This is a genomic window from Marinobacter sp. BSs20148, assembly GCF_000283275.1.
In the GTDB taxonomy this organism is placed as follows: domain Bacteria; phylum Pseudomonadota; class Gammaproteobacteria; order Pseudomonadales; family Oleiphilaceae; genus Marinobacter; species Marinobacter psychrophilus.
The window spans coordinates 798225-820749 of the sequence record NC_018268.1 but is presented as its reverse complement, the minus strand read 5'-3'; the positions used below and the strand labels follow the sequence as shown (position 1 = coordinate 820749).

At 55.2% G+C, this 22525-nt stretch carries 21 protein-coding genes, 1 other RNA gene and 1 pseudogene; 3 read left to right on the top strand and 20 right to left on the bottom strand.

Translation table 11 applies throughout. The features are described 5' to 3' along the window. Positions 1-26: 26 nt before the first annotated feature. From murC to rsmI, 13 genes and pseudogenes are all read right to left on the bottom strand, one after another. Entirely contained in the window at positions 27-1487 is a 1461-nt protein-coding gene (murC, locus tag MRBBS_RS03680; protein ID WP_014870072.1) for a UDP-N-acetylmuramate--L-alanine ligase, read from the bottom strand. Further along, positions 1480-2565 (bottom strand): undecaprenyldiphospho-muramoylpentapeptide beta-N-acetylglucosaminyltransferase, encoded by a 1086-nt coding sequence (murG, locus tag MRBBS_RS03675; protein ID WP_014870071.1) that lies wholly within the window; start codon positions 2563-2565, stop codon positions 1480-1482. Before murG ends, murC begins: the two co-directional genes overlap by 8 nt. Then, positions 2558-3760 (bottom strand): annotated as a pseudogene (gene ftsW, locus MRBBS_RS03670) (putative lipid II flippase FtsW). The gene murG and the pseudogene ftsW overlap by 8 nt, the downstream one beginning before the upstream one ends. Further along, the gene (gene murD / locus MRBBS_RS03665) at positions 3757-5103 is read right to left on the bottom strand and encodes a UDP-N-acetylmuramoyl-L-alanine--D-glutamate ligase (RefSeq protein ID WP_014870068.1); all 1347 of its coding nucleotides are present in this window, start codon (positions 5101-5103) and stop codon (positions 3757-3759) included. Before murD ends, ftsW begins: the two are co-directional and overlap by 4 nt. A gap of 15 nt (positions 5104-5118) precedes the next feature. Further along, positions 5119-6204 carry a phospho-N-acetylmuramoyl-pentapeptide-transferase gene (mraY, locus tag MRBBS_RS03660; RefSeq protein ID WP_014870067.1) on the bottom strand — a complete coding sequence of 362 codons (1086 nt, stop codon included), beginning with the start codon at positions 6202-6204 and terminating at the stop codon, positions 5119-5121. Beyond that, positions 6189-7568, bottom strand: a complete 1380-nt coding sequence (locus tag MRBBS_RS03655; protein WP_014870066.1) for a UDP-N-acetylmuramoyl-tripeptide--D-alanyl-D-alanine ligase — start codon at positions 7566-7568, stop codon at positions 6189-6191. Before MRBBS_RS03655 ends, mraY begins: the two co-directional genes overlap by 16 nt. Continuing rightward, positions 7565-9049 carry a UDP-N-acetylmuramoyl-L-alanyl-D-glutamate--2,6-diaminopimelate ligase gene (locus MRBBS_RS03650; RefSeq protein WP_014870065.1) on the bottom strand — a complete coding sequence of 495 codons (1485 nt, stop codon included), beginning with the start codon at positions 9047-9049 and terminating at the stop codon, positions 7565-7567. Before MRBBS_RS03650 ends, MRBBS_RS03655 begins: the two co-directional genes overlap by 4 nt. A gap of 2 nt (positions 9050-9051) precedes the next feature. Then, positions 9052-10797, bottom strand: coding sequence for a peptidoglycan D,D-transpeptidase FtsI family protein (locus tag MRBBS_RS03645; protein ID WP_014870064.1), 1746 nt, complete (start codon positions 10795-10797; stop codon positions 9052-9054). Positions 10798-10870: 73 nt separating this feature from the next. Then, the gene (ftsL, locus tag MRBBS_RS03640; RefSeq protein WP_014870063.1) at positions 10871-11278 is read right to left on the bottom strand and encodes a cell division protein FtsL; all 408 of its coding nucleotides are present in this window, start codon (positions 11276-11278) and stop codon (positions 10871-10873) included. Then, positions 11278-12255, bottom strand: a complete 978-nt coding sequence (gene rsmH, locus MRBBS_RS03635; RefSeq protein ID WP_014870062.1) for a 16S rRNA (cytosine(1402)-N(4))-methyltransferase RsmH — start codon at positions 12253-12255, stop codon at positions 11278-11280. The genes ftsL and rsmH overlap by 1 nt, the downstream gene beginning before the upstream one ends. Beyond that, positions 12252-12701 (bottom strand): division/cell wall cluster transcriptional repressor MraZ, encoded by a 450-nt coding sequence (mraZ, locus tag MRBBS_RS03630; RefSeq protein WP_014870061.1) that lies wholly within the window; start codon positions 12699-12701, stop codon positions 12252-12254. Before mraZ ends, rsmH begins: the two co-directional genes overlap by 4 nt. 303 nt (positions 12702-13004) lie before the next feature. Continuing rightward, an RNA gene (gene rnpB / locus MRBBS_RS18725) (RNase P RNA component class A) lies at positions 13005-13361 on the bottom strand. A 50-nt stretch (positions 13362-13411) separates the two neighbouring features. Beyond that, positions 13412-14293 carry a 16S rRNA (cytidine(1402)-2'-O)-methyltransferase gene (gene rsmI, locus MRBBS_RS03625; protein ID WP_014870060.1) on the bottom strand — a complete coding sequence of 294 codons (882 nt, stop codon included), beginning with the start codon at positions 14291-14293 and terminating at the stop codon, positions 13412-13414. Between the two features lie 64 nt (positions 14294-14357). Between rsmI and MRBBS_RS03620 the strand changes: the two genes are divergently transcribed. The 3 genes from MRBBS_RS03620 to MRBBS_RS03610 are packed head-to-tail and all read left to right on the top strand — an operon-like array spanning position 14358 to position 17335. Further along, positions 14358-16343 (top strand): penicillin-binding protein activator, encoded by a 1986-nt coding sequence (locus MRBBS_RS03620; protein WP_227497570.1) that lies wholly within the window; start codon positions 14358-14360, stop codon positions 16341-16343. A gap of 26 nt (positions 16344-16369) precedes the next feature. Next, positions 16370-16735 carry a YraN family protein gene (locus tag MRBBS_RS03615; RefSeq protein ID WP_014870058.1) on the top strand — a complete coding sequence of 122 codons (366 nt, stop codon included), beginning with the start codon at positions 16370-16372 and terminating at the stop codon, positions 16733-16735. Between the two features lie 9 nt (positions 16736-16744). Beyond that, positions 16745-17335, top strand: a complete 591-nt coding sequence (locus MRBBS_RS03610) for an SIS domain-containing protein (RefSeq protein WP_014870057.1) — start codon at positions 16745-16747, stop codon at positions 17333-17335. A 184-nt stretch (positions 17336-17519) separates the two neighbouring features. Here the strand turns inward: MRBBS_RS03610 and MRBBS_RS03605 are convergent, their stop codons facing one another. From MRBBS_RS03605 to rplM, 7 genes are all read right to left on the bottom strand, one after another. Next, positions 17520-17933: a ClpXP protease specificity-enhancing factor gene (locus MRBBS_RS03605; RefSeq protein ID WP_227497620.1), complete on the bottom strand. Its 414-nt coding sequence runs from the start codon at positions 17931-17933 to the stop codon at positions 17520-17522. Positions 17934-17995: 62 nt separating this feature from the next. Continuing rightward, entirely contained in the window at positions 17996-18625 is a 630-nt protein-coding gene (locus tag MRBBS_RS03600; protein WP_007348967.1) for a glutathione S-transferase N-terminal domain-containing protein, read from the bottom strand. A gap of 108 nt (positions 18626-18733) precedes the next feature. Then, the gene (locus MRBBS_RS03595) at positions 18734-19489 is read right to left on the bottom strand and encodes a cytochrome c1 (RefSeq protein ID WP_014870055.1); all 756 of its coding nucleotides are present in this window, start codon (positions 19487-19489) and stop codon (positions 18734-18736) included. Continuing rightward, positions 19489-20721 (bottom strand): cytochrome b, encoded by a 1233-nt coding sequence (locus MRBBS_RS03590; RefSeq protein ID WP_014870054.1) that lies wholly within the window; start codon positions 20719-20721, stop codon positions 19489-19491. The genes MRBBS_RS03595 and MRBBS_RS03590 overlap by 1 nt, the downstream gene beginning before the upstream one ends. Continuing rightward, the gene (petA, locus tag MRBBS_RS03585) at positions 20721-21314 is read right to left on the bottom strand and encodes a ubiquinol-cytochrome c reductase iron-sulfur subunit (RefSeq protein ID WP_014870053.1); all 594 of its coding nucleotides are present in this window, start codon (positions 21312-21314) and stop codon (positions 20721-20723) included. Before petA ends, MRBBS_RS03590 begins: the two co-directional genes overlap by 1 nt. A 237-nt stretch (positions 21315-21551) precedes the next feature. Next, positions 21552-21944, bottom strand: coding sequence for a 30S ribosomal protein S9 (gene rpsI / locus MRBBS_RS03580; RefSeq protein WP_007348971.1), 393 nt, complete (start codon positions 21942-21944; stop codon positions 21552-21554). A 12-nt stretch (positions 21945-21956) separates the two neighbouring features. Continuing rightward, complete coding sequence (gene rplM, locus MRBBS_RS03575) at positions 21957-22385, bottom strand: 50S ribosomal protein L13 (protein ID WP_041635453.1); 429 nt, start codon at positions 22383-22385, stop codon at positions 21957-21959. Between the last annotated feature and the right edge of the window lie 140 nt (positions 22386-22525).

Genomic DNA, 22525 nt, shown 5'->3' with positions numbered 1-22525 from the left:
GGTACACTATTGGGTTGTGCTGCTGGTCACTCACCGCTCCCCCCCCCTGTTGCTATCACTCCCGTTGTTGCCAGGCGGGCTGCCACCGCCCCGATATCACCGGCCCCTTGAGTGATCAGCAAGTCACCATCGCGCAACACGCTGGCCAACAGCGTTTCGATGTCTTTATTGTGTTCGACAAACACCGGTTCTACTTTGCCTCGCTGGCGCAGGCTGCGGCAAAGGGCGCGGCCGTCACATCCGGGGATCGCTGCTTCGCCGGCGGAGTAAACGTCCATCAGCAGCAAACCATCCACCGTGGACAGCACTTTGACAAAATCTTCGTAAAGATCGCGGGTACGGCTGAATCGGTGCGGCTGGTACAGCATGATCACGCGTCGGCCGGGCCAAGCGTCACGAGCGGCGCGAATGACGGCGGCGACTTCAGTGGGGTGGTGGCCATAATCGTCAACCAGGGTTATCGAACCCTTGGCGATTGGATAGTCGCCGTAGACCTGAAAGCGCCGGCCAACGCCGGCGAAACCGGCCAAACCGCGGCCGATTGAGGCGTCGTCAACACCGTCATCGGTGGCCACGGCAATCACCGCCAGGGCGTTAAGCACGTTGTGGCGGCCAGGCATTTTCAGCTCTACTTGCAAATCGGCCCTCGGCCCCGGGCGCTTTACCAGAAAGCGCATGCGCAGGCCGTCAGACACAATATTCTCGGCGCGGTAGTCGGCCTCCGGATTATCAATACCGTAAGTAATAATGGTGCGCGAGATACGCGGCAGTATTTCACGCACGTAGGGATCGTCTATGCACATCACGGCCACGCCGTAAAACGGTAAGTTGTGAAGGAAATCAACAAAGGTCTGCTTCAGCTTTTCCACATCGCCACCGTAGGTGTCCATGTGATCGGCTTCGATGTTTGTGACCACGGAAATCAGCGGTGTCAGGTGCAAAAACGATGCGTCGCTCTCGTCCGCTTCCGCGATCAGGTAGCGCGATCCGCCCAGCTTGGCATTGGTGCCGGCGCTGTTTAGCTTGCCACCGATCACAAAGGTCGGGTCCAGGCCCGCCTCAGCGAACACCGAAGCAATCAGGCTGGTGGTGGTGGTTTTGCCGTGGGTTCCAGCAACCGCAATGCCGTGGCGATAACGCATGATTTCCGCCAGCATTTCCGCTCGCGGCACGATGGGAATGCGATTACTGCGCGCAGCAACCACTTCCGGGTTGTTGGCCGCCACCGCTGAAGACACCACAACCACATCGGCTTTTTCAGTATTTTCGGCGCGATGGCCAATCTGTACATCAATACCCATTGCCGTCAGGCGCTGGGTAACGGCACCGTGGCGCAAGTCAGAGCCGGACACGTTATAGCCCTGGTTCTTTAGCACCTCGGCAATACCGCTCATGCCGGCGCCGCCAATACCGACAAAATGAATATGGCGGATGCGGCGCATTTCCGGTACCTGATATACCAGTGGCACTGTGTTGGCATCAGCCATTGGCGGCCTCCAGACAATAATTCACGACTCTCTCCGTTGCGTCGATGCGGGCCAGCTTGCGAGCTGCCTGCGACATCATTAATACCCGGTCACGATCGTTTACCAGATCGCCCAGAGTGTCTGCCAACAGCGCGGGGGTAAGGCGCGGCTGAGGTATAAGTAGGGCCGCACCGGCGCTAACCATCTGTTCGCCGTTGCGTGTTTGGTGGTCATCCACCGCGTAGGGGAAAGGCACCAGAATGGCGGCGCAACCGGCGGCACAGAGTTCCGACACGGTTAACGCACCCGCGCGGCACAGCACCAGATCGGCCCAGGAAAAAGCCGCAGCTATATCAGTAATGAAGGGTTCCACGCTGGCCTCAACGCCTACTGCCTGATAAGCATCGCGAGCGGCCTCGGCGTGATTTTCACCACACTGATGGCGCACTTGTGGGCGACACTCGCCCGCCATTTGCGCCAGCGCCTGGGGCACCTGCTGGTTGAACACCTGTGCACCCAGACTGCCACCAACGACAAGTAACCGCAGCGGGCCTGTGCGCCCCGCCAGGCGTTCTATGGGGGCAGCCAGCGCGGCAAAATCCGTGCGCACCGGATTGCCGGTGCAGCGGGTGACGGTTTTGGCATCAAAGCTACCGGGGAACGCTTCCAGCACAGTGTCGGCAAAGCGCACCAGCAGTCTATTGGTCATGCCGGCAACAGCGTTTTGTTCGTGAATGACCAAGGGTGTGCCGGTCAATCTGGCCGCCAAGCCACCAGGGCCGGTCACAAAGCCGCCCATGCCAACCACGCAGTGCGGGCGAATGCGCCGCATAATGGTGAATGCTTCGCCCAGGGCACGCATCAGTTTGAACGGTGCTTTTATCAGCGCCAGCTTACCCTTGCCGCGCAATCCAGAAATATGAATCAACGACATTTCAATATTGGTATCGGCGACCAGCCGCTGTTCCATTCCGCCAATAGCACCCAGCCAGAACACCTGATGGCCGCGGGCCTGCAAGGCGCGGGCGGTAGCCAACGCCGGGAACACGTGGCCACCAGTGCCACCGGCCATCATCAAAAAACGCCGGGGTTCAGTCATAAGCGGCCCCTCCCCGGTGTTTTTTTGCCGGCAGGCTCGGCTACTGCCGTTGCGGCATCTAAGCGCTCCATCTCTATCCGCGCCAATATGCTCAGGCACACGCAGGTCATCATCAAGCTGGAACCGCCGTAACTAACCAACGGCAACGTTAGCCTTTGGTCGGCAGCAACCCGGTAGCTACCGCCATATTAATGGCCGCCTGCAGGCCAATCAACAGGCTAATGCCATAGGCGAAACAGGCCGCAAATGGCTGCTTTGCCTGTTCTGCGCGGCGGGCAATCACAAAACCGCTGATCACCAGAATGGTAAACAGTGCGACCACTAACAAAGCCCCAATCAGGCCAAATTCTTCGGCAATAATGGCGAAAATAAAGTCGGTATGGGCCTCGGGCAGAAAAAACAGCTTCTGAATTGAATTGCCCAAGCCGACTCCGGCCCAGTCTCCACGGCCGAACGCAATCAGCGACTGGGTCAGCTGATAACCGCTGTTAAACTGGTCTTGCCACGGGTCCAGATAGCTCACCACGCGTTTCATTCGATAGGGTTCGGCAATCACTGCCAGGGCGCCCAGTGCAGCCAGTATCATTACTAAGGGTGCAAAGCGCATAAGGCTGACACCGCTAAGAAAAATCATGCCGGCAGCTGCGCCTACCAGCACCACGGTGGCGCCAAAGTCCGGCTGCACCATCAGCAGGCCAGAAGCCACGCCCATCACCACCAGCGGCTTGATAAAACCAGGCCAGGTATTCAGCAGCTCGTCGCGGCGGCGCACCACGTAGCTGGCCAGATAGCCCACCAGGCAAAGCTTGGCGATTTCGGACACCTGAACGTTAAAAATGCCAAACGGAATCCAGCGAGTAGAACCGTTTACCGTGCGCCCCAGCGGCGTTAGCACCAGCACCAAAACCAACAACCCCACGCCCAACAGCAACCAGCCGCTGTTCTGCCACCAGTAAACCGGCACATTAACCGCGATTAGAGCCAACATGCAGCCAAGCACCGCAAACACAAGCTGGCGAACTATAAAGTGGTAACTATTGCCAAAGGTCGCACTGGCAATGTCCATAGACGCCGACGAAATCATCACCAGCCCCAACACCATCAACGCAGCAGCGCTAACAATCAGCAATGGCAAAGGCTGCAGCGCTGAATGACGATTGCCATACGCGGGCAATACTGATTGGGTCTGAATCATAGCGCCTCCACCAGCGTGCGGAAGCGCTCACCGCGATCGATATAATCACGGAACATATCCAGACTGGCGCAGGCGGGCGACAACAATACCCGGTCACCCGGTTGCGCCAGCCGTGCGGCGCTTGCCACCGCATCGGCCAAGCTATTTTCAATGTGGGTTGCGGTGCCCTGCGCCAGAACTTTTTGCAGCTGCGCTGCATCACGGCCAATCAAAACGACCGCACGACAGTGTCGGCGTGCAGGGTCCGCTAGCGGGCTGAAATCCGCCCCTTTACCATCACCGCCAGCAATCAGCACAATCTTGCCCGCCGCCGGTGCCAGACTGTCGAGCGCGGCAACTGTCGCGCCCACGTTGGTGCCTTTGGAATCGTTGATGTACTCAACGCCATTGACCAGGCGAAGCGATTCACAACGGTGGGGCAAACCGTGAAATGCGCGCGCGGTCGCCAGCATGCTATCCATGGGCAGACCGGCCGCTTTGCCCAGACCAAGGGCCGCCATCACGTTGCTGAGATTATGGCGACCGATGAGTCCAAGTTCATCGGCGCGAATCAAATTATCCAACCCCCAGGTTACCCAGGGGTGGCCACTGACGCTGTCGTCACGGGTGCTGAAGGTATCCGGATTGACCCGGTTCATACCAAAGCAGATAAAGCGCAGAGTGGTCCGCGCCATAGGTGTGCTAAGAGCGTCATCCAGATTCACAATGGCGTACTGGCAGCCGCGGAATATCCGCTGTTTGGCTTGGTAATAGGCCATTTTATCTGGGTAACGATCCATATGATCGTCACTGATATTGAGCACCGTAGCCGCCAGCGCCTTCAGTTCGTCCGTGGTCTCCAGCTGAAAACTAGACAGCTCCAACACGTATAAGCGCGCACCGGTATTCAGCAAATCCAGCGCCGGAGTGCCAATATTGCCTCCCACTGCAACCAGGTAACCGGCATCACGAGCCATGTCAGCGACCAGCGTGGTTACCGTGGTTTTGCCGTTGGAGCCGGTGATGGCAATAATCGGAGCATCGGCGGCTTCTGCAAACAGGTCAATATCACCGCGAATACGCGCGCCACTGGCTGCAGCAGCAGCAATAGCTGGCTCGGCCACACTGATACCCGGGCTCACAATCAGCTCACTAAAAGCGCTGAAAAAGTCGCTGTCAAATGCGCCCAGATGCACTTCGACGTCAGGCCAACCGGCTTGCAGCTCGGCAAGACCCGGTGGAGCCTCACGGGTGTCAGCAACGGCTAGCTTACGGTCTTGTGCTGCCAGATAGCGCACGCAGGAAAGCCCGGTTTTACCGAGCCCTACGATTAACGTGCGACGATCCGACACAATGACACCCATATTCGGCAACCCTCCTTATCTCAGTTTTAAACTGGCCAAACCAATTAACACCAGAACCACGGTAATGACCCAAAAGCGCACGATAACCCGCGGCTCGGGCCATCCTTTCAATTCAAAATGGTGATGCAGCGGCGCCATGCGAAAAATTCGCCGCCCGGTCAGGCGGAACGACGCCACCTGCAAGATTACCGATACGGTTTCCATCACAAACACGCCACCCATGATGAACAGCACAATTTCCTGACGCACAATCACCGCCACTATGCCAAGCGCTGCACCCAGAGCAAGAGCACCGACATCGCCCATAAACACCTGAGCGGGATAAGTGTTGAACCACAAAAACCCCAGACCGGCGCCGACAATAGAGCCGCAAAACACAATCAGTTCGCCGGTGCCAGGCAAGCGCGGAATTAACAGGTAATTGGCAAACTGGACGTGGCCCGACAGGTAAGCAAATATGCCCAGCGCAGCGGCTACCATTACCGTGGGCATAATCGCCAGGCCATCCAGTCCGTCGGTAAGGTTGACCGCGTTACTGGTGCCAACAATCACGAAATAGGTCAGCAGAATAAACAGCACCGGCCCCATAGTGAGCGACACCTGCTTGAAAAACGGCAGATATAGCGAGGTTTCCTGAGGTAGAGAGGCTGTCATAAACAACGCAACAGCGGCACCAGCGCCTACCACCGACTGCCAGAAATACTTCCACCGGGCGGGCAGGCCACGAGGGTTGCGCTCGACCACTTTGCGATAATCATCTACCCAGCCGATAGCACCAAATAGCAGAGTGACCAGCAGGGTGATCCACACGTAGCGGTTGCTTAAATCTGCCCACAATAGGGTGCTAACAGCGATGGCCACAAGAATAAGCGCGCCACCCATGGTTGGTGTTCCGGCTTTGCTTAGATGGGTTTGCGGGCCGTCGTCGCGCACCGCCTGGCCAATTTGGTATTGCGCCAGTTTGCGAATCATCACCGGGCCCACCAGCAGCGAAATCAGCAGCGCCGTTAGCGTGCCCAGAATGCCACGCAGGGTGAGGTACTGAAACACCGTCAGCGATGTGAAGTACTGTGAGAGTATCTCTGTCAACCAGAGCAGCATGTGCCATTCACCTTATTTTTTATTCCTTCCGCCACAATATCCATGGCGGAACTACGAGAACCTTTCACCAGCACAGTAGCCGGTACTTGTGTGTTTTTTAAAACGGCATTAATGGCCTGGTCGTGACTGGCGCAGATTTCGACCGTGGCACCAAATCCCCTGCCGTAGCCTTCACAGCCCGGGCCTACCGCCAGCAGCCGTTCAATGCCCAGATCACGAGCGTATTGCGCGACTTCCCGGTGCAGCTGGGCAGACTCCTCTCCCAGTTCAGCCATGGCGCCCAGCACTGCGATGCGCGGTGACGGGCGTTTTGCCAGCACCGCCAGCGCGGCTTTGATCGACGCGGGATTGGCGTTGTAGCTGTCATCAATGAGGGTCCAACCCTGCGCCAGTGGCTGTATGTGCAAGCGACCTTTTACCGCTAACACCTGCTCCAGCCCGGCTTTAATCTGTTCATTGGTGGCGCCCAGTTCACGCGCTGCAACGGCTGCCATAGCCGCGTTACTGAGATTGTGGTCACCTTCAAGACCAAGCCGCAGGTCGCAAAGCCAGCCATCTGGCCCGCTGATCTGCAGCTGGCCGCCGGCCCCGGCTGTGGCCTTATAATCAGCTTCAGCATGGTCTGCGCGACTTACGCTTGCCACACGGCGACGGCCGGCACGGGCCAGCCACTGATCAAACGCTGGATCGTCCCGATTAAGCACAACCAGGCCATCATCGGCTGCGCCGTCGATAATTTCGCCCTTGGCAAGCACGATGTTCTGGTAGCTGCCAAAACCTTCCAGATGGGCTTGGCCCGCATTGGTTAGAATCACCACCTGCGGTTTCACCATAGCCACGGTATAAGCAATTTCATTAAGGCCACTGGCGCCCAGCTCGATCGCACCAAAGCGGTGTTGAGGAGCCAGACCAAACAGGGTCAGCGGCACACCAATGTGATTGTTCAGATTGCCCTGGGTAATCAAAGCCGGGCCCATCTGTTGCAAAATAGCCCCGGTCATTTCACGCACCGTGGTTTTGCCGCTGCTACCGGTAATGGCAACCAGGATTGCGTTGCTGGTTGCACGGTGCGCCGTTGCCAGCTGGCCCAACGCGATCAAGGTGTTGCTGACCAGTAACTGGGGCAGGGCCACAGCGGCATCAATACGATCCACAACGGCAGCGCTTGCACCCTGCTCCTGCGCTTGCTGCAAAAACCGGTGGCCGTCAAAATTGTCACCGCGCAACGCCACAAACAACTGCCCTGGCAGCAAGCTGCGAGTGTCGGTGTTGACCGCGTTGAACGTTACATTGTCTGGCCCGTCAAAATGACATTCAGGCTGCAACCACTGCACGGCTTCAGCTAGCGAAAAGGCGCGCATCATACCACCTCCTCCCGCTGTGTCAGCGCATGGGTTACCTGCTCGCTGTCACTGAACGGATGCTTGCAACCGGCGATATCCTGATAATCTTCGTGACCTTTACCAGCCACCAGTACCAGATCGTTCGGGCCAGCCAGAGCAAGGGCGGCAGCGATGGCTTGGGCGCGACCGTGAATCAGTTGAACCTTTTCTGGAGCTATGAATCCGGCCATGACAGCGGCCGTGATAGCGGACGGGTTTTCAGTACGCGGGTTATCGTCCGTGACAATCACCAAATCAGCGCCGTTTTCAGCCTGGTGCGCCATTTCCGGCCGTTTGCCGCTGTCACGATCGCCGCCACAGCCGAAAACGCAAATCAGCCGTCCGCTTACGTGGGGGCGCAACGCCGCCAGCGCGTTGTTCAATGCATCCGGGGTGTGGGCATAATCCACCACCGCCCGAGCACCGTCACCGGCGGTAAACACCTGCAAACGCCCAGGGGGTGGCGCCAACCGGCAAACGCCTTGCTGCACTTGGATTACATCGACCCCCAATGCCATCACGGTGGTAACCGCAGCCAGTACATTACTGGCATTAAAGCGGCCCATCAGCGGCGCTTCGATGGTGAATTCGCCCCACCGGCCATCCAGCACAGCGCGAAAGCCGTTGTCCAAAACACAAAATTCTTTCAGCCATAACTCCATATGCGACTCGTCAAGGCTGAAACGAAGGCGATCACACTTGCCTTCAAGCTGGTGGTAAAGCTTGCGACCAAATGGGTCGTCGACATTAATCACCACGAAACGCAATTCTTCACGGGTAAAAAGTTTGGCCTTGGCTTCACCGTAGGCGGCCATGGAGCCGTGGTAATCAAGATGATCCCGGGTCAGATTGGTAAACACCGCGGCCGTTAGAGTAAGACGATCGATGCGGCCTTGGTCCAAAGCATGGGAAGACACTTCCATCGCGGCAGCACGGCCACCGTTGGCCAAGATACCTGCCAGTACCCGATTGGTTTGCACCACATCTGGGGTTGTGTGCGTCGCCGGCTGCAAAGCCTCGAGCATGCCGTAACCCAATGTGCCCATTAGGCCACAGGGCATGCCCGCCGCCTGAAGCAGCTGGGCAATATACTGAGTTACCGAGGTTTTGCCGTTGGTACCAGTTACGCCGATAAGCTGCAGGCGCTGGGACGGATATTCAAAAAACCGGTCCGCCAACTTACCCAGGCAGGATTTCAAGTCGGGCACCGGCACTATTAAAGCGCCGCTACGCTCGCTGCACTCACCGGCCTGCTCCGACTCCAGTAAAACCACCGATGCGCCTGCGAGAATAGCGTCATCTATATAACGTTCGGGGCCGGTATGAGCGCCAGCCAAAGCTACAAACGCGTCACCGGCCCGCACTTTTCGGCTGTCGGTTTGCAAGCCGTGGATGGTCACATCAAATACCGCCGGCACCACAACGAGACCTTGCAACAATGTATTTAACGACGCTATCTGCATGGTTAGCCCCTCTCCCCGCTGGCGGATGAAGGTGCTGGCGGCGTCCGCGCACTGCTGTGCACTATATCCAACTCCGGTTTAACGTTAAGCAACCGTAAAGCATCGCTCATCACTCTTGCAAACACTGGCGCAGCCACCTCACCGCCGTAATATTCGCCAGACTGAGGCGCATCCACCGCCACGACAGTGACAATTCGCGGGTTATTGATGGGCGCCATGCCGGCAAAAATAGCCTTGTATTGGCCGTCTTCGTAACCTTGGGCCCCCACCAAGTGAACGGTGCCGGTTTTACCTCCGGCAGAATAGAACCCCGGTTGCGCGCGCTTGCCGGTACCGCGAGTGACAACGTCACTTAGCATGCTACGAATCTTTGCTGTTACCTGCTCTGACACCACGCGCTGGCCGGTCGGCGCATGATCCAGCTTCAACAAGCTCAACGGATAGCGCACGCCGCCGTTGGCAATGACCATATAAGCTTGCGCCAACTGCAGCGCATTTACGCTAAGCCCGTAACCGTAAGCCAGCGTGGCCTCTGCTGCCGGGCGCCATTTAACAGGCGATGGCAGAACCCCGATAGCTTCACCCGGAAAGCCGATGCCCGTTGGTTGACCCAGGCCAACACGGGCGTAAAAATCGCGAATCACTTGGCCGCCAATCTCGGTGGCAATCTTGCTCATGCCTACGTTGCTCGACTTCACAACGATATCCGTCAGACTCAAAACGCCGTAGTTACCGCTGTCACGAATGGTAAAACGACCAAAACGGCGAAAACCCGGGGACGTATCAATATGGCTGCCGATCGTATATTGACCCGTTTCCAGGGCCGCGGCCATAGCCAGTGGTTTCATCGCAGAACCAGGTTCAAACAGATCGGTAATGGCTTTGTTGCGAAGATTTTCCGCCGCCATTTGGCTGCGATCATTTGGGTTATAGGAGCCTTGGTTCACCATCGCCAGCACTTCGCCACTGTTCGCATCCAGCATCACCAGGGTGCCACCGCGGGCATTGTGTGCGCTGACGACCGCTTTCAATTCGCGGTAAGCTAAATACTGGAGTCGCAAATCGAGGCTTAATGTCAATTTGGCACCCGGACGGGCATTACGAATCAGCGTCAAATCTTTGATCAGCCGACCACGGTTATCTTTCAACACGCGCTTACGCCCGGACTCTCCGGACAAAACCCGATTGTAAGCCAGCTCAATACCTTCCTGACCGCTCTCGTCTATGTTGGTAAAGCCAACAACGTGCGCGGTGACTTCCCCTGCAGGGTAGTAGCGTCGATATTCTTGGCGAGAGTAGACTCCGCCGATGCCCAGATCCATCGCTTTACGCGCCAGTTCGGGCTGAACTTTCCTGCGAAGGTAAATAAATTCCCGAGCAGCATAGTCAGTCAATCGCTGACGCAGAGTCGCTTCGTTAAGCTGAAGCAAGCGAGCAAGGTTGGCGATGCGCGGCTCTGCTGGGTCCATCTCCGATGGATTCATCCAAAGTGTCTGTACCGGCGTACTAACTGCCAATGGTTCACCATACCGATCGGAAATAACGCCACGATGAGCGTCAATACTTTCTACGCGAATTGTTCGGACGTCGCCCTGCTGGCGAAGAAAATCGTTGTCGACGACATGTAGATCCACTAAACGCACAGAAATAGAGCCGACCACCAGAATAAATGCGCCTAATACGAAGCCATAGCGCCAGTTAGCGGCGATGCGCTGACTCCATGTAGCTGTGGCTTGCGGGTCGGACACGTTAGCGATTCCTGCTCAAGATTCTGTTCATCGTCAGTCGGCTTGACCGCTGCCTGATATATCTGCGTGAAATTCAATAAAGCCGTTTTGTTGGCACCAGTAGCGGCACCAACACAATGTCCTGACGCCCGGGCACAACCATATCGAAACGCGTGGACGCCAAGCTTTCAACACGTCCGTGAGCACTTAACGCACTTTGTTCCAACAGCAACTGGCTCCATTCTCGCTGGAAATCGTCGCGACCTTCATGCAGTTGTGACAGCCCGTTGAACAGCACACGATTTTTATGGGCACTCGCCACCACACCAATGGCAGAAGCCACCAACACAATCACAAGTACCAGCGAGATCAAAACGTTGCTTTGCCGTGTTGCAACGAACACTTGGCCGGAAATGCGCAGCGCAGACGCTACGCCACTCCTCACCACTTTGGTATTCAAGCGGCGGGTTTGCACCCGCTCTTCGATCGCCACAGCGCCCATCAAATATTGTCCTGTGCAATGTCTGCGCGACGTTCCAACACCCGCATTACCGCGCTGCGGGCTCTTACGTTATCGCTCACCTCGTCAGACGCCGCCTTGCTGGCCTTACCAATAAGACGATACGCCGATGACTCTTCAGCTGCAGTGACCGGAATACCCTTGGGCATCTGCGGCCCACGCGCCAGATCACGCATAAAACGCTTCACCAACCGGTCTTCCAACGAGTGAAAACTGATCACTACCAGACGGCCACCGGGGGCCAGTTTCTCAGCAGCTGCCCTCAAACCAAGCTCCAGGTCTTCCAGTTCGCGGTTGATAAAAATGCGAATAGCCTGAAATGTCCGAGTCGCCGGATGCTTGTGTTTTTCCTTTTTTGGTACCGCCTTAGCCACCAGTTCTGCCAATTCCAGGGTGGTGCTGATCGGCGTTTCTGCACGGCGCTCCACAATCAGCCGGGCAATACGGCGGGAGAATCGTTCTTCACCGTATTTAAAAATAACGTCAGCAATCACTTTTTCATCAGCACTGGCAAGCCACTCTGCAGCACTGGGCGCTTGCTGAGGATTCATCCGCATGTCCAGTGGGCCCTTGCGCATAAAACTAAAACCACGAGAAGCATCGTCCAGCTGTGGCGAAGACACCCCTAAATCCATTAATACGCCTTCAACCTGAGGCCACTGCGCCTGTTCCAGCGCCTGACTCAGATCGGCAAACGAGCCGTGAAAAACATTAAAACGTGAATCTGCCGCCGCCAGAGTACGAGCTTCGTCGATGGCCTGCGGGTCTTTATCGATACCCAGCAGCACGCCACTTTCAGTCAGGCGTTCAAGAATCATGCGACTGTGGCCGCCACGGCCAAACGTAGCGTCAACGTAGTGGCCGCCACTATCGGTCAGCAATAAATCTACCGCTGAGTCCAACAACACCGAGCGATGCGAGAACGAACCCGCAGCGCTATTAATCGACGTCAGCGTCACAGCGACAAGTCCTTCATGGCGTCAGTCATCTCTTCTGCGTCAGGAGGTGTGTCGAGCAAATGATTCCAGCTTTCCTCGCTCCATAATTCCAACTTTTTACCTTGGCCTATTAACATCAGTTTTTTCTCCAGCCGGGCGTATTGTCTGAGCGTGGGTGGAATTAAAACCCGGCCTGCCGAATCCAGTTCCATTTGCGCGGCATTACCCAGCACCAGGCGCTGCAGGCGTAATGCTGCTCTGCTCATGTTGGGAAGCGCTTCAATGGCGGGACGCAATTCATCCCACACAGATTGCGGATACAACCGCAGACAACGGTCAGCGTCTGCAACTGTCAATATAAAACGGCCGCCACAGATCTGAATGAGTTCCTCGCGCACCTTTGCAGGGATCGCCAAGCGACCCTTAACGTCCATATTGATCGCATGACTGCCAAAAAAATTACTCATTAGCCCTGTCTCTGGGATTTGGATCCACTAAAAACCACTAAAAACCACTTTTTCCCACTTATGCACACTATAGAAACACGCACCCTACAATGCAAGCGTCGGCTATGAGAGCCAATGTTAAAAAGTTGCTTTTAAGACAAGGAGTTACAAACAGCGCTGAAGGGAAGTTGCCAGATTAAACTTAAGAAAATAAATAAAATCAAATACCTGCATCGAACACCGCAGACTGTAGTTGAGGTGTAAGATTTTTTAGCGATAGATCACACAAAGGCAAATAAAAAGGGGATTAAAAGAGGGGCGAAAAAATCGAGCTCGCCGGTAAGCCGGGTTCTGTCGTGGACAGTCATTCATCTAGGGCCTGCGTCACCACAGGCCTCAAGCAACCTACCCGAGTCCAGCGCGGGCCACGCCAACGGACTCCTATTTGGTCTTGCTCCAGGTGGGGTTTACCATGCCGTGAACTGTTGCCAGCCACGCGGTGCGCTCTTACCGCACCCTTTCACCCTTACCGGCCACCGGACGAATCCGCTGGCTTAGGCGGTCTACTCTCTGCTGCACTTTCCGTCGGCTCGCGCCGCCCAGGCGTTACCTGGCACCTTGCCCTATGGAGCCCGGACTTTCCTCCCCCGGTGAAACGGCGGCGACTGTCTGGCGAGCTCGGCGCCGACAATAGCGCGGCACCGCAGCTCATGCAAGCAAAAGCGCAGCGCTCAGCCACCACTTTTAAGTTGCAAGGCGCGCTGGTAGAGCTCGTTCTTCTTGCGGCCGGTAATCTCCGCCACCATTTTTGCCACAGTCTTAACTGGCAATTCGGTCAACAAAATCGTTAATAGGCGATCCGTTTCCAACGTTGTCTGTTCACTATCCGGCTCTGGAGTTGCTCCGTGAATCATCACCACAAACTCACCGCGACTGCCGTGGGGGTCCTGCTGCAATTCGGCCAGTACCTGCTCGGCTGTGCCACAGTAAAAGGTTTCAAACGCCTTCGTCAGCTCCCGCCCCAGAACCAGCTCCCGGCCTGCGCCCATTACCGCAATGACATCAGCAATTGTATTAGTGATGCGATGTGGTGACTCATATAACACCAGAGTTGACGTTTCGGCCTGCAACGATTCCAGCACCGAACGACGGCCAGAACCTTTGGCCGGCAAAAAACCAATAAATTGAAAACGATCGGTGGGTAGGCCGCTAGCGCTCAAGGCTGCTACCAGAGCACAAGCGCCTGGTATGGGGCTAACCTGAAAGCCTTGGACTCGGGCTTCGCGCACCAAAATAAAACCGGGATCTGAAATCAATGGCGTTCCGGCATCCGAAATTAAAGCCACGCTGCGGCCTGCCCCTAGCTCGGCGAGTATCCGGCTATGTTGGTCACGCTCGTTGTGATCGTGTAGCGCCATCATTGGCTTGTGCAAGCCCAAGTGCTGCAACAGACGCCCGCTGTGGCGCGTATCTTCAGCGGCAATCAGGTCTACCATTGCCAAGGTTTTTACCGCACGCGTCGATAAGTCGTCCAGGTTACCAATGGGCGTTGCGACAATATAAAGCACCCCGGCGCCAGTGGCTTGAGCTTTGTCTGCGTGCTTTGTAACCATTGTGTTAACCGCCTTGCCCGCAAAAGCGAGACTGTGTGTGAACCCGCACTTACAGAAGCGCAGCATGACACTTACTTCATGTGAATTGATGCCGGAACTGCTAAACTTCGCAGGTTTTTCTTCCAAGCTTAACCACCCGGAGCACGCTGAGCCAGCTATGACTAACAAGCGCCTTGCCCACCCCGCCATTGCCGGCCTATTGGCCGCTATTCTGCTAACCGCCGGCTGCGCAGGGGTTGACCTGCAGTCCCAAGTCGTCAGTACACCAGCGCAAGCTCTGGAACTGGCCAGCCAGGAGCACAATCAAGATACAGCACAACGCTACCTGCTGCGCATCGCCAGCCGCTTTCAGCAGCAGGGTGATCATCAGGGAGCGCGCAAGCTACTGCAAAGCGAGCAATTAGCGCAACCCCTACCTGAACTGACCAACCAGAAACGCTTATTGGCCATGAACGGCGCGGTGACGCTGAAAGACCAAACATGGGCACAGCAGATTACCGCGAACCTTAGCACCACCAGCTTTATGGAGGTAACGCCAGAGTTGCTTAATCGCGCTGGTAACCTGCAGGCGCAGACGCTCGCGCTGGCGGGTAATCCGCTGGGAGCAGCCAAAACCTTGATCGCCCTGACCCAGGCTGACAGCAGCGCCAACGCACAACCGCTGCACGATCGCATCTGGCAATTGCTAAAAACCATCAGCAACATACAACTTAGTAGTGCCGATAGTCGCGAAATAGGCTACGAAGCCCAGGGCTGGCTGGAACTGGCAACGCAGGTAAGATCACCGGGCACGGGCTTCGACGAGCAAGGCCGGACTATCCGACGCTGGCAGTCAAACTGGCCAGGTCATCCCGCTGCCCAGCTACTGCCCTCTGAGCTAAAGCTGATTGCAGGCCTTGCTGCCAGCCGGCCTGAGCAGATTGTTCTGGCACTGCCCCTGAACGGCCCACTGACCACCGCCGGTAAAGCCATACGAGACGGTTTTCTGGCTGCTTACTTCAGCGATACATCCGTTGACCGCGAAGCCACGCGAATACGTGTTGTCGACAGCAAACAGAAGCCCTTTGGAGAATTATATCAAGAACTGGCGAAGCAGCCAGTAGACCTGTTGGTAGGCCCGCTGGATAAAGACGCTCTGGCCGAACTGGGCAAATTGCCCAGTCTACCCCTGCAAACACTGGCCCTTAACTATTTGCCCCCGGGCGTCAGCGCGCCCGCAGGACTGTACCAGTTTGGCTTGTCCGCTGAAGATGAAGCCCGGCAAATTGCGGATCGACTGGACGCCGAGGGGCTTAAACGCATACTGGTGATTATTCCCAGTGGCGAATGGGGCAACCGCGTCGAGGCCGCCTTAATCGAACAGATGGCCAAACATAGCGGGCGCATTATTGGCATCCAGAGGTTTTTGCGAGAGGACAACCTGCGCGCGATTACGGCCGACCTGCTGGGCATCAACACTTCCCGCGACCGCGCTATTGATGTGGAACGTACTATAGGCCTCAATATTGAGTTCGAAGCGCGGCGGCGCCAGGACGCTCAAGCCATTGTGATGGTGGCCGAGCCTGATACCGCACGCCAGCTGAACCCCCTGTTTGCGTTTTACTTCGCCGGCGACCTGCCTGTTTACGCACCCTCTATTGTTTATGCCGGCACCCCCGCGCCTGGCCGCGACCGCGACCTGAACGGGGTGATATTTACCGACATACCCTGGGTGCTGGACGAAAAAAATTCTCTCCGGGATGAAGCCGGCAGCCAACTTCCGGGCGCCACACGCGGGCAGCTGGGCCGCCTGTTTGCCATGGGTGCAGACGCTTGGCACTTAAGCAAACGCCTGCCCCTGCTCAAGCAGGTTCCAGGAGCCACTATTGACGGCCAGACCGGTGTGCTGACAATGACGCCCTCCGGCAGCATTCGCCGTTATCAGCGTTGGGCCCGCTTTAGTTCTGGCAACGTCGAACTGCTGCCAGCAATACCTGACAGCTTACCCAAGACAGAAACCAACGTTAGCCTGCCTCAGACTCGGCCAGCGATTGCCGGGGGCGCACTTTGATCACCTGAAAAAGGACAGCCAAAGCCATGGACGGCAAACGCAAAATCGGCGATTACTACGAAGGAGTAGCCGCCCGCTATCTGGGCAGTCATGGTGTAAGAATTCTGGCGCGAAATGTTTATAATCGCGGCGGAGAAATCGACCTGATCGGCCAGGATGGCACTACATTAGTATTTTTTGAGGTTCGTTATCGCCGCGCCGGCAGCTTGGTCGGAGCGGCTGAATCTATTACCTGGCGTAAACAGCAACGTCTGATTCAAGCGGCGCGTTTTTATTTGCACCGCCACCAACTGAACAATACCGACAGCCGTATTGACGTTATCGCTATTGGTCCGGGTAGCCTAAAAAAATACCGGGTACAATGGCTTAAAAACGCACTACAGGCAGGATGACTTCAACCCATGACCGATTCTGCACAAGAGATCAATCAGCGCTTTGCCAACCATATGGAACATACCGCTATGGCAGCAAGTATGGCCACCGAAAATATTGAAGCCATGGCTGACGCTTTTGTAAATGTATTATTACAAGATGGAAAAATCGTGACCTGCGCCAACGGCAGCGCCAACGTACTAGCACAGTATTTTTGCACCGCATTTCTAAACCGCTTCGAGCAAGATCGTCCGGCCCTGCCTGCCATCAATCTGGGCGCCGACGCCACTACCTACTCGGCTATTTGTCGGGACAACCGCTTTAACGACACTTTTTCGCGCCAAATCCGCGCCGTGGGCAAGCCCGGCGACCTTCTATTTTTAATTGTGGACAACGGCCACAAGGCGAACCTCATTCAAGCCATTCAGGCCGCACACGATCGTGACATGAGCGTCGCCGTATTGAGCGCCCGTGAAAAATCCGACATTACGTCTTTATTGGATCCACAAGATCATGAAATCGCATTGAACAATCTAAGCCCAAGCGATGCCATGCCGCTACTGATGCTGCTCATCAACGTTCTGTGTGCCAGAGTTGATAGCAAGCTGTTCGGTGGCTAACAACGGCTAACGTCCCATCTGGCTAATTCGTAGACGTACTGAGCATCTGAGCGCTCAGGGGTAGCCAGACGGGGCGCTGACGAACTTTAGCCAAATAAAAACCGCTGTATCCTTGCGGTCAATAGACCGGTTGGATACAGCGGTTTTTATTTGCCAGAACATCAGCTTTTCCGAGTGGACAACTCTACTTAACAACCTTTAGAGTCGGGCGACCGCTCGGGCGATCTTGCTTGGGCTTGGAGCCGCCGGCGTTACTGGTCTCACCCGCGCCATTCGGATCTGGCATGCCAGGTTCAGAACCAAACACCATACCTTCGCCATTTTCTTTGGCGTAAATAGCGATCACCGCCTGCAATGGCACAAATACTTGCATGGGCACACCACCAAAACGGGCGTTGAATTCCAAAGCACTATTGCCAATAACCAAAGACTTGACCGCACCAGGGCTTATGTTGAGCACGATCTGGCCATTCGCCACATGCTCATTAGGAACCTGCACACCCTGAATCCCGGCATCAACCACGATATACGGCGTGCAATCGTTGTCCAGAACCCACTCGTTCAACGCCCGCACCAGATATGGGCGACTTGAGCTCATGGTAGTTTTTACATCGGCCACTGCGATTCTCCTGCTGCGACGACTGGCGTATTAATCACTGCTTAGCTACGAATGTCTTCTTCAAGGTCAGACAGACTGGCCTTGAAACCTTCGCGACTGAAAATACTCTTCATGTACTTATCCAGCGGCTTAGCCTGCTTGTCGTCCAGTTCAATACCCAGAGCCGGCAAACGCCACAGAATTGGCGCAATACAGCAATCCACGATGGTAAATTCTTCCGACAGAAAAAACGGCATTTCACCGAATACTGGCGCAGTGGCCAGCAGGCTTTCGCGCAATTCCTTACGAGCGACTTCCGAAGCCTTAGCATTGGGCTGGGCCACAATCTGATCGACCTTGACGCACCAGTCGCGCTGAATCCGATGAATCATCAGGCGGCTGTTAGCACGGGCGACCGGGTAAACCGGCAGCAACGGCGGATGAGGAAAACGCTCATCCAGATATTCCATCATAATATTGGGCTCGTAAAGCACAAGATCCCTATCCACCAGTGTCGGCAACGCGTTGTACGGGTTGAGGTCAGCAAGCTCGGCCGGAGGGTTATCCGGATCCACATCTACGATATCAACGGTAACGCCCTTCTCAGCCAATACAATGCGAACCCTGTGGCTATACTGGCTCGCGGGGTCTGAAAAAAACGTCATCGACGACCGCTTGGTCACAACGCCCATAGCACTACCTCATGATTGATCAAAAAAATTGGCCCTGAAAAACGAAAAAAGCCCAGCGAACCAATCATGGCTCGCTGAAGCTCAGGGCTGCGAATTATACCCTACTTTTCAGTGTATATCCTTCCAGTACTCACGGTTGAGCAGGTAGGCGAATATAAAGAAAATCGCGACGAAGATCAGCACAAAAACACCAAGACGTTCGCGCTCTACCTTGACCGGATCCGCCATGTAAGACATGAAGTTGGTCAGGTCATACATGGCACGGTCAAACTCGGCCGCCTCCATACTGCCTTCGATGGCATAGCTGGGGCAAATTTCTGCGTTATTGATGTTGCCACTGAGTGGCTCAACCGAGGCTTTCACGCCAATATTTGGCTTAACCGCGCACAAGCCCTGCAATTCAACCAGTACATGGGGCATACCCACGGCTGCAAACACGACGTTGTTAACGCCTAGCGGGCGACTGTCATCCTTGTAGAAGCCTCGCAGGTATGAATACACCCAGCTTTCACCGCGCAGACGAGTTTCCAACGTAAGATCCGGAGGCGGCGCACCAAACCAGTCGGCAGCCATATCTTTGTTCATGGCGTTTTTCATCAATTCACCGATATTTGCACCGGTGAAAATCAGATTTTCCGTGTACAGATCAACCGGGATTTCCAGATCGTCCGCCACACGTTTATAGCGGGCGTACTCCATGGAATGACAGCCCATGCAATAGTTAGTGAACATTGCCACACCGCGCTGTAATGACGCTTTATCGGTGTGATCGGTTTTAATGTGGTCCAGTGGCACGGCGCCACCCGCTGCCAGCCCAAGTGCCGGCAGGATGACCATGAAAAGACCAAGAATCAGCTTTTTCATTATCCTGTCACCCTCTCTGGAACTGGCTTGGTTTTCTCCATGCGCGTATAGAACGGCATAAGAATGAAGAAAAGGAAGTAAAACACGGTCAGGATCTGAGCGGCTATGGTGCGGCCGACAGTAGTCGGTACCAGGCCAAGATAACCCAGCACGACAAAGCTGACGGCAAAGACCGCCAACGCCACACGGCTCATCCAGCCTTTATAACGCATAGAACGAACCGGACTGCGATCAAGCCAAGGCAGAACGAACAGTATGGCGATTGCACCACCCATTACCACCACACCCCAGAACTTTGCAGACAACCCCAAAAAGTCAACCGTCACCGCACGCAACATCGCGTAGAACGGCGTAAAATACCATACCGGAGCAATGTGAGCAGGCGTCTTCAGCGGGTTGGCAGGCTCAAAGTTCGGTGCCTCGATGAATAGACCTCCCATTTCCGGGAAGAAGAACACCACAATGAAGAAAATGAAGAAAAATACGCCCACACCCATCAAATCATGCACGGTGTAGTACGGATGGAACGGAATACCATCTTTCGGGATGCCGTTTTCGTCTTTGTGTTTCTTGATGTCGATGCCGTCAGGGTTGTTCGAACCCACTTCGTGCAGCGCCAAAATGTGCAGCACTACCAGCCCAAGCAACACGATAGGCAAAGCCACAACGTGCAGAGCAAAGAAGCGGTTCAAGGTAATACCAGAGATCAGGTAGTCACCACGAATCCACAGCGACAGGTCTTCACCAATCACCGGAATAGCACTAAACAGATTCACAATGACCTGAGCACCCCAGTAGGACATCTGGCCCCATGGCAGCAAGTATCCCATGAAGGCTTCAGCCATCAGGACCAGATAAATCAACATGCCAAACAGCCAGATCAGCTCACGGGGCTTCTGATAAGAGCCATATAGAAGGCCGCGAAACATGTGCAGGTAGACAACAATGAAAAACGCAGAAGCGCCGGTAGAGTGCAGGTATCGCAACAACCAGCCCCACTGCACATCACGCATGATGTACTCCACCGAGGCAAAAGCGCCTTCGCCGGAGGGGTTGTAACTCATGGTCAGCCAGATACCGGTAACCAACTGGTTAACCAAGACAACCATGGCCAAAAAACCGAAGAAATACCAAAAGTTGAAGTTCTTTGGCGCGTAATATTTCGCCAGGTGTTTGTTCCAGGCTTCAACAATTGGGAGACGTTCGTCTACCCACTGTATGAGTTTTGACATTACGCAACCTCCGGATCAAGACCAAGGGTGAGGGTCATGTCGTCATCGTACCTATGAGGCGGAACCACGAGGTTCAGGGGTGCAGGCTGCGCATCATAAACGCGGCCGGCCATGTCGTAGCGGGAACCGTGACAGGGGCAAAATAAACCGCCCAACCAATCTTCGCCCAGATCGGACGGAGCTACCTCGGGCCGATACGACGGCACACAACCCAAATGTGTACACAGACCCACTAGAACAGCGTACTCTGGGTTTATCGAACGAAAAACGTCGTTGGCGTATGTCGGCTGCTGATCCGCTTCGGACTGGGGATCTTTCATCTGGTCGCTGAGCTTTTCAATATTATCCAACATCTCAGTTGTACGACGGATAATCCAAACTGGAGTACCCCGCCACTCGACAGTGATCTGCTGACCCGGCTCAATTTTCTCAATATTGACAGTCACCGGTGCGCCCGCAGCTTCCGCTTTCGCACTGGGATTCCAGGACGCCACGAAAGGTACCGCAGCACCAACAATCCCAACCCCGCCGACCGCAGCCGTAGCACCGACCAAAAACCGGCGCCGACCATGGCTTACGTCGCCATTTTTCATTATGGTTTTCTCCCATCAGGCGATGACACACGCTGCAAAAAACGCAACAATGCGCATCTAAAAGGACTTCACAACACAAGATTATAAGCGCACAAATAGTAATGAAATTACCACTTCCTTACAAGTCAGAAAGCCGCCACAGCGGCTTTCCATGCGCCAAGTCAATTTGGTTGCGAGCTATACAGGCGAAAAAAAACCCGACAATAAGCCGGGTTTTTGTGTCTGCTCCAGCAAAAATTAACGCTTGGAGAACTGAGGACGCTTACGCGCTTTGCGCAGACCCACTTTCTTACGCTCAACTTCACGGGCATCACGGGTTACATAACCCGCTTTGCGCATGGCTGGACGCAATGTTTCGTCGTATTCCATCAAAGCGCGCGTTAAACCGTGGCGTATAGCGCCGGCTTGACCACTAATACCACCGCCTTTTACCGTGACGTTGATATCAAAACGATCCACAGACTCGGCAACAACCAAAGGCTGACGCACGATCATACGCAAGGTTTCACGACCGAAAAATTCTTCGATGGTGCGACCGTTGATTGAAATGCTACCGCTTCCCGGCTTGATAAATACACGAGCCGTGGAGGTTTTGCGGCGACCGGTACCGTAATTTTGTGCTACAGACATATCCGCCTTCCGTTAAATGTCGAGTTCTTTGGGCTGCTGGGCTGCGTGAGGATGCTCAGCGCCGGCATAGGTTTTCAGCTTCATGAACATGGCACGACCAAGCGGACCCTTCGGAAGCATGCCTTTGACAGACTTCTGGATGATTTGCTCAGGGGCCTTTGCGATCAACTTCTCAAAGCTGATGGATTTGATTCCACCCGGGAAGCCGGTATGGCTGTAGTACATCTTGTCAGATGCCTTCTTGCCGGTAACCCGCACCTGGCTGGCGTTGATAACAATAATATAATCGCCAGTGTCTACATGGGGGGTGTACTCAGGCTTATGCTTGCCCCGCAGACGAAGGGCGATTTCGGTTGAAAGACGACCCAGCGTCTTGCCGGCTGCGTCTACAACGTACCAGTCACGTTTTACAGTTTCTGGTTTCGCACTCAGAGTCTTCATTGATTCCGCCTTGAACGCTATAAAATAATCGTTAAAACCTGCTTTAAGCTGAAGAATAACAGCAGCAGATTTCTCTACCTGTTGGTTGCGCTGAACTGTTCGGGGCTGAGACAGTATCAACGCCTTGAAAAGCCAGGTCG

Bases quoted from the DNA above. Each gene is read 5' to 3' on its own strand.
- MRBBS_RS03600 (WP_007348967.1), bottom strand. From the start codon at position 18,625: ATGGGCGTTGTGACCAAGCGGTCGTCGATGACGTTTTTTTCAGACCCC.
- ftsL (WP_014870063.1), bottom strand. From the start codon at position 11,278: ATGGGCGCTGTGGCGATCGAAGAGCGGGTGCAAACCCGCCGCTTGAAT.
- rplM (WP_041635453.1), bottom strand. From the start codon at position 22,385: ATGAAGACTCTGAGTGCGAAACCAGAAACTGTAAAACGTGACTGGTAC.
- mraZ (WP_014870061.1), bottom strand. From the start codon at position 12,701: ATGAGTAATTTTTTTGGCAGTCATGCGATCAATATGGACGTTAAGGGT.
- MRBBS_RS03615 (WP_014870058.1), top strand. From the start codon at position 16,370: ATGGACGGCAAACGCAAAATCGGCGATTACTACGAAGGAGTAGCCGCC.
- rpsI (WP_007348971.1), bottom strand. From the start codon at position 21,944: ATGTCTGTAGCACAAAATTACGGTACCGGTCGCCGCAAAACCTCCACG.
- MRBBS_RS03655 (WP_014870066.1), bottom strand. From the start codon at position 7,568: ATGATGCGCGCCTTTTCGCTAGCTGAAGCCGTGCAGTGGTTGCAGCCT.
- MRBBS_RS03620 (WP_227497570.1), top strand. From the start codon at position 14,358: ATGACACTTACTTCATGTGAATTGATGCCGGAACTGCTAAACTTCGCA.
- murG (WP_014870071.1), bottom strand. From the start codon at position 2,565: ATGACTGAACCCCGGCGTTTTTTGATGATGGCCGGTGGCACTGGTGGC.
- MRBBS_RS03590 (WP_014870054.1), bottom strand. From the start codon at position 20,721: ATGTCAAAACTCATACAGTGGGTAGACGAACGTCTCCCAATTGTTGAA.
- MRBBS_RS03595 (WP_014870055.1), bottom strand. From the start codon at position 19,489: ATGAAAAAGCTGATTCTTGGTCTTTTCATGGTCATCCTGCCGGCACTT.
- MRBBS_RS03610 (WP_014870057.1), top strand. From the start codon at position 16,745: ATGACCGATTCTGCACAAGAGATCAATCAGCGCTTTGCCAACCATATG.
- MRBBS_RS03605 (WP_227497620.1), bottom strand. From the start codon at position 17,933: ATGAGCTCAAGTCGCCCATATCTGGTGCGGGCGTTGAACGAGTGGGTT.
- rsmI (WP_014870060.1), bottom strand. From the start codon at position 14,293: ATGGTTACAAAGCACGCAGACAAAGCTCAAGCCACTGGCGCCGGGGTG.
- petA (WP_014870053.1), bottom strand. From the start codon at position 21,314: ATGAAAAATGGCGACGTAAGCCATGGTCGGCGCCGGTTTTTGGTCGGT.
- murD (WP_014870068.1), bottom strand. From the start codon at position 5,103: ATGGGTGTCATTGTGTCGGATCGTCGCACGTTAATCGTAGGGCTCGGT.
- murC (WP_014870072.1), bottom strand. From the start codon at position 1,487: ATGGCTGATGCCAACACAGTGCCACTGGTATATCAGGTACCGGAAATG.
- MRBBS_RS03650 (WP_014870065.1), bottom strand. From the start codon at position 9,049: ATGCAGATAGCGTCGTTAAATACATTGTTGCAAGGTCTCGTTGTGGTG.
- mraY (WP_014870067.1), bottom strand. From the start codon at position 6,204: ATGCTGCTCTGGTTGACAGAGATACTCTCACAGTACTTCACATCGCTG.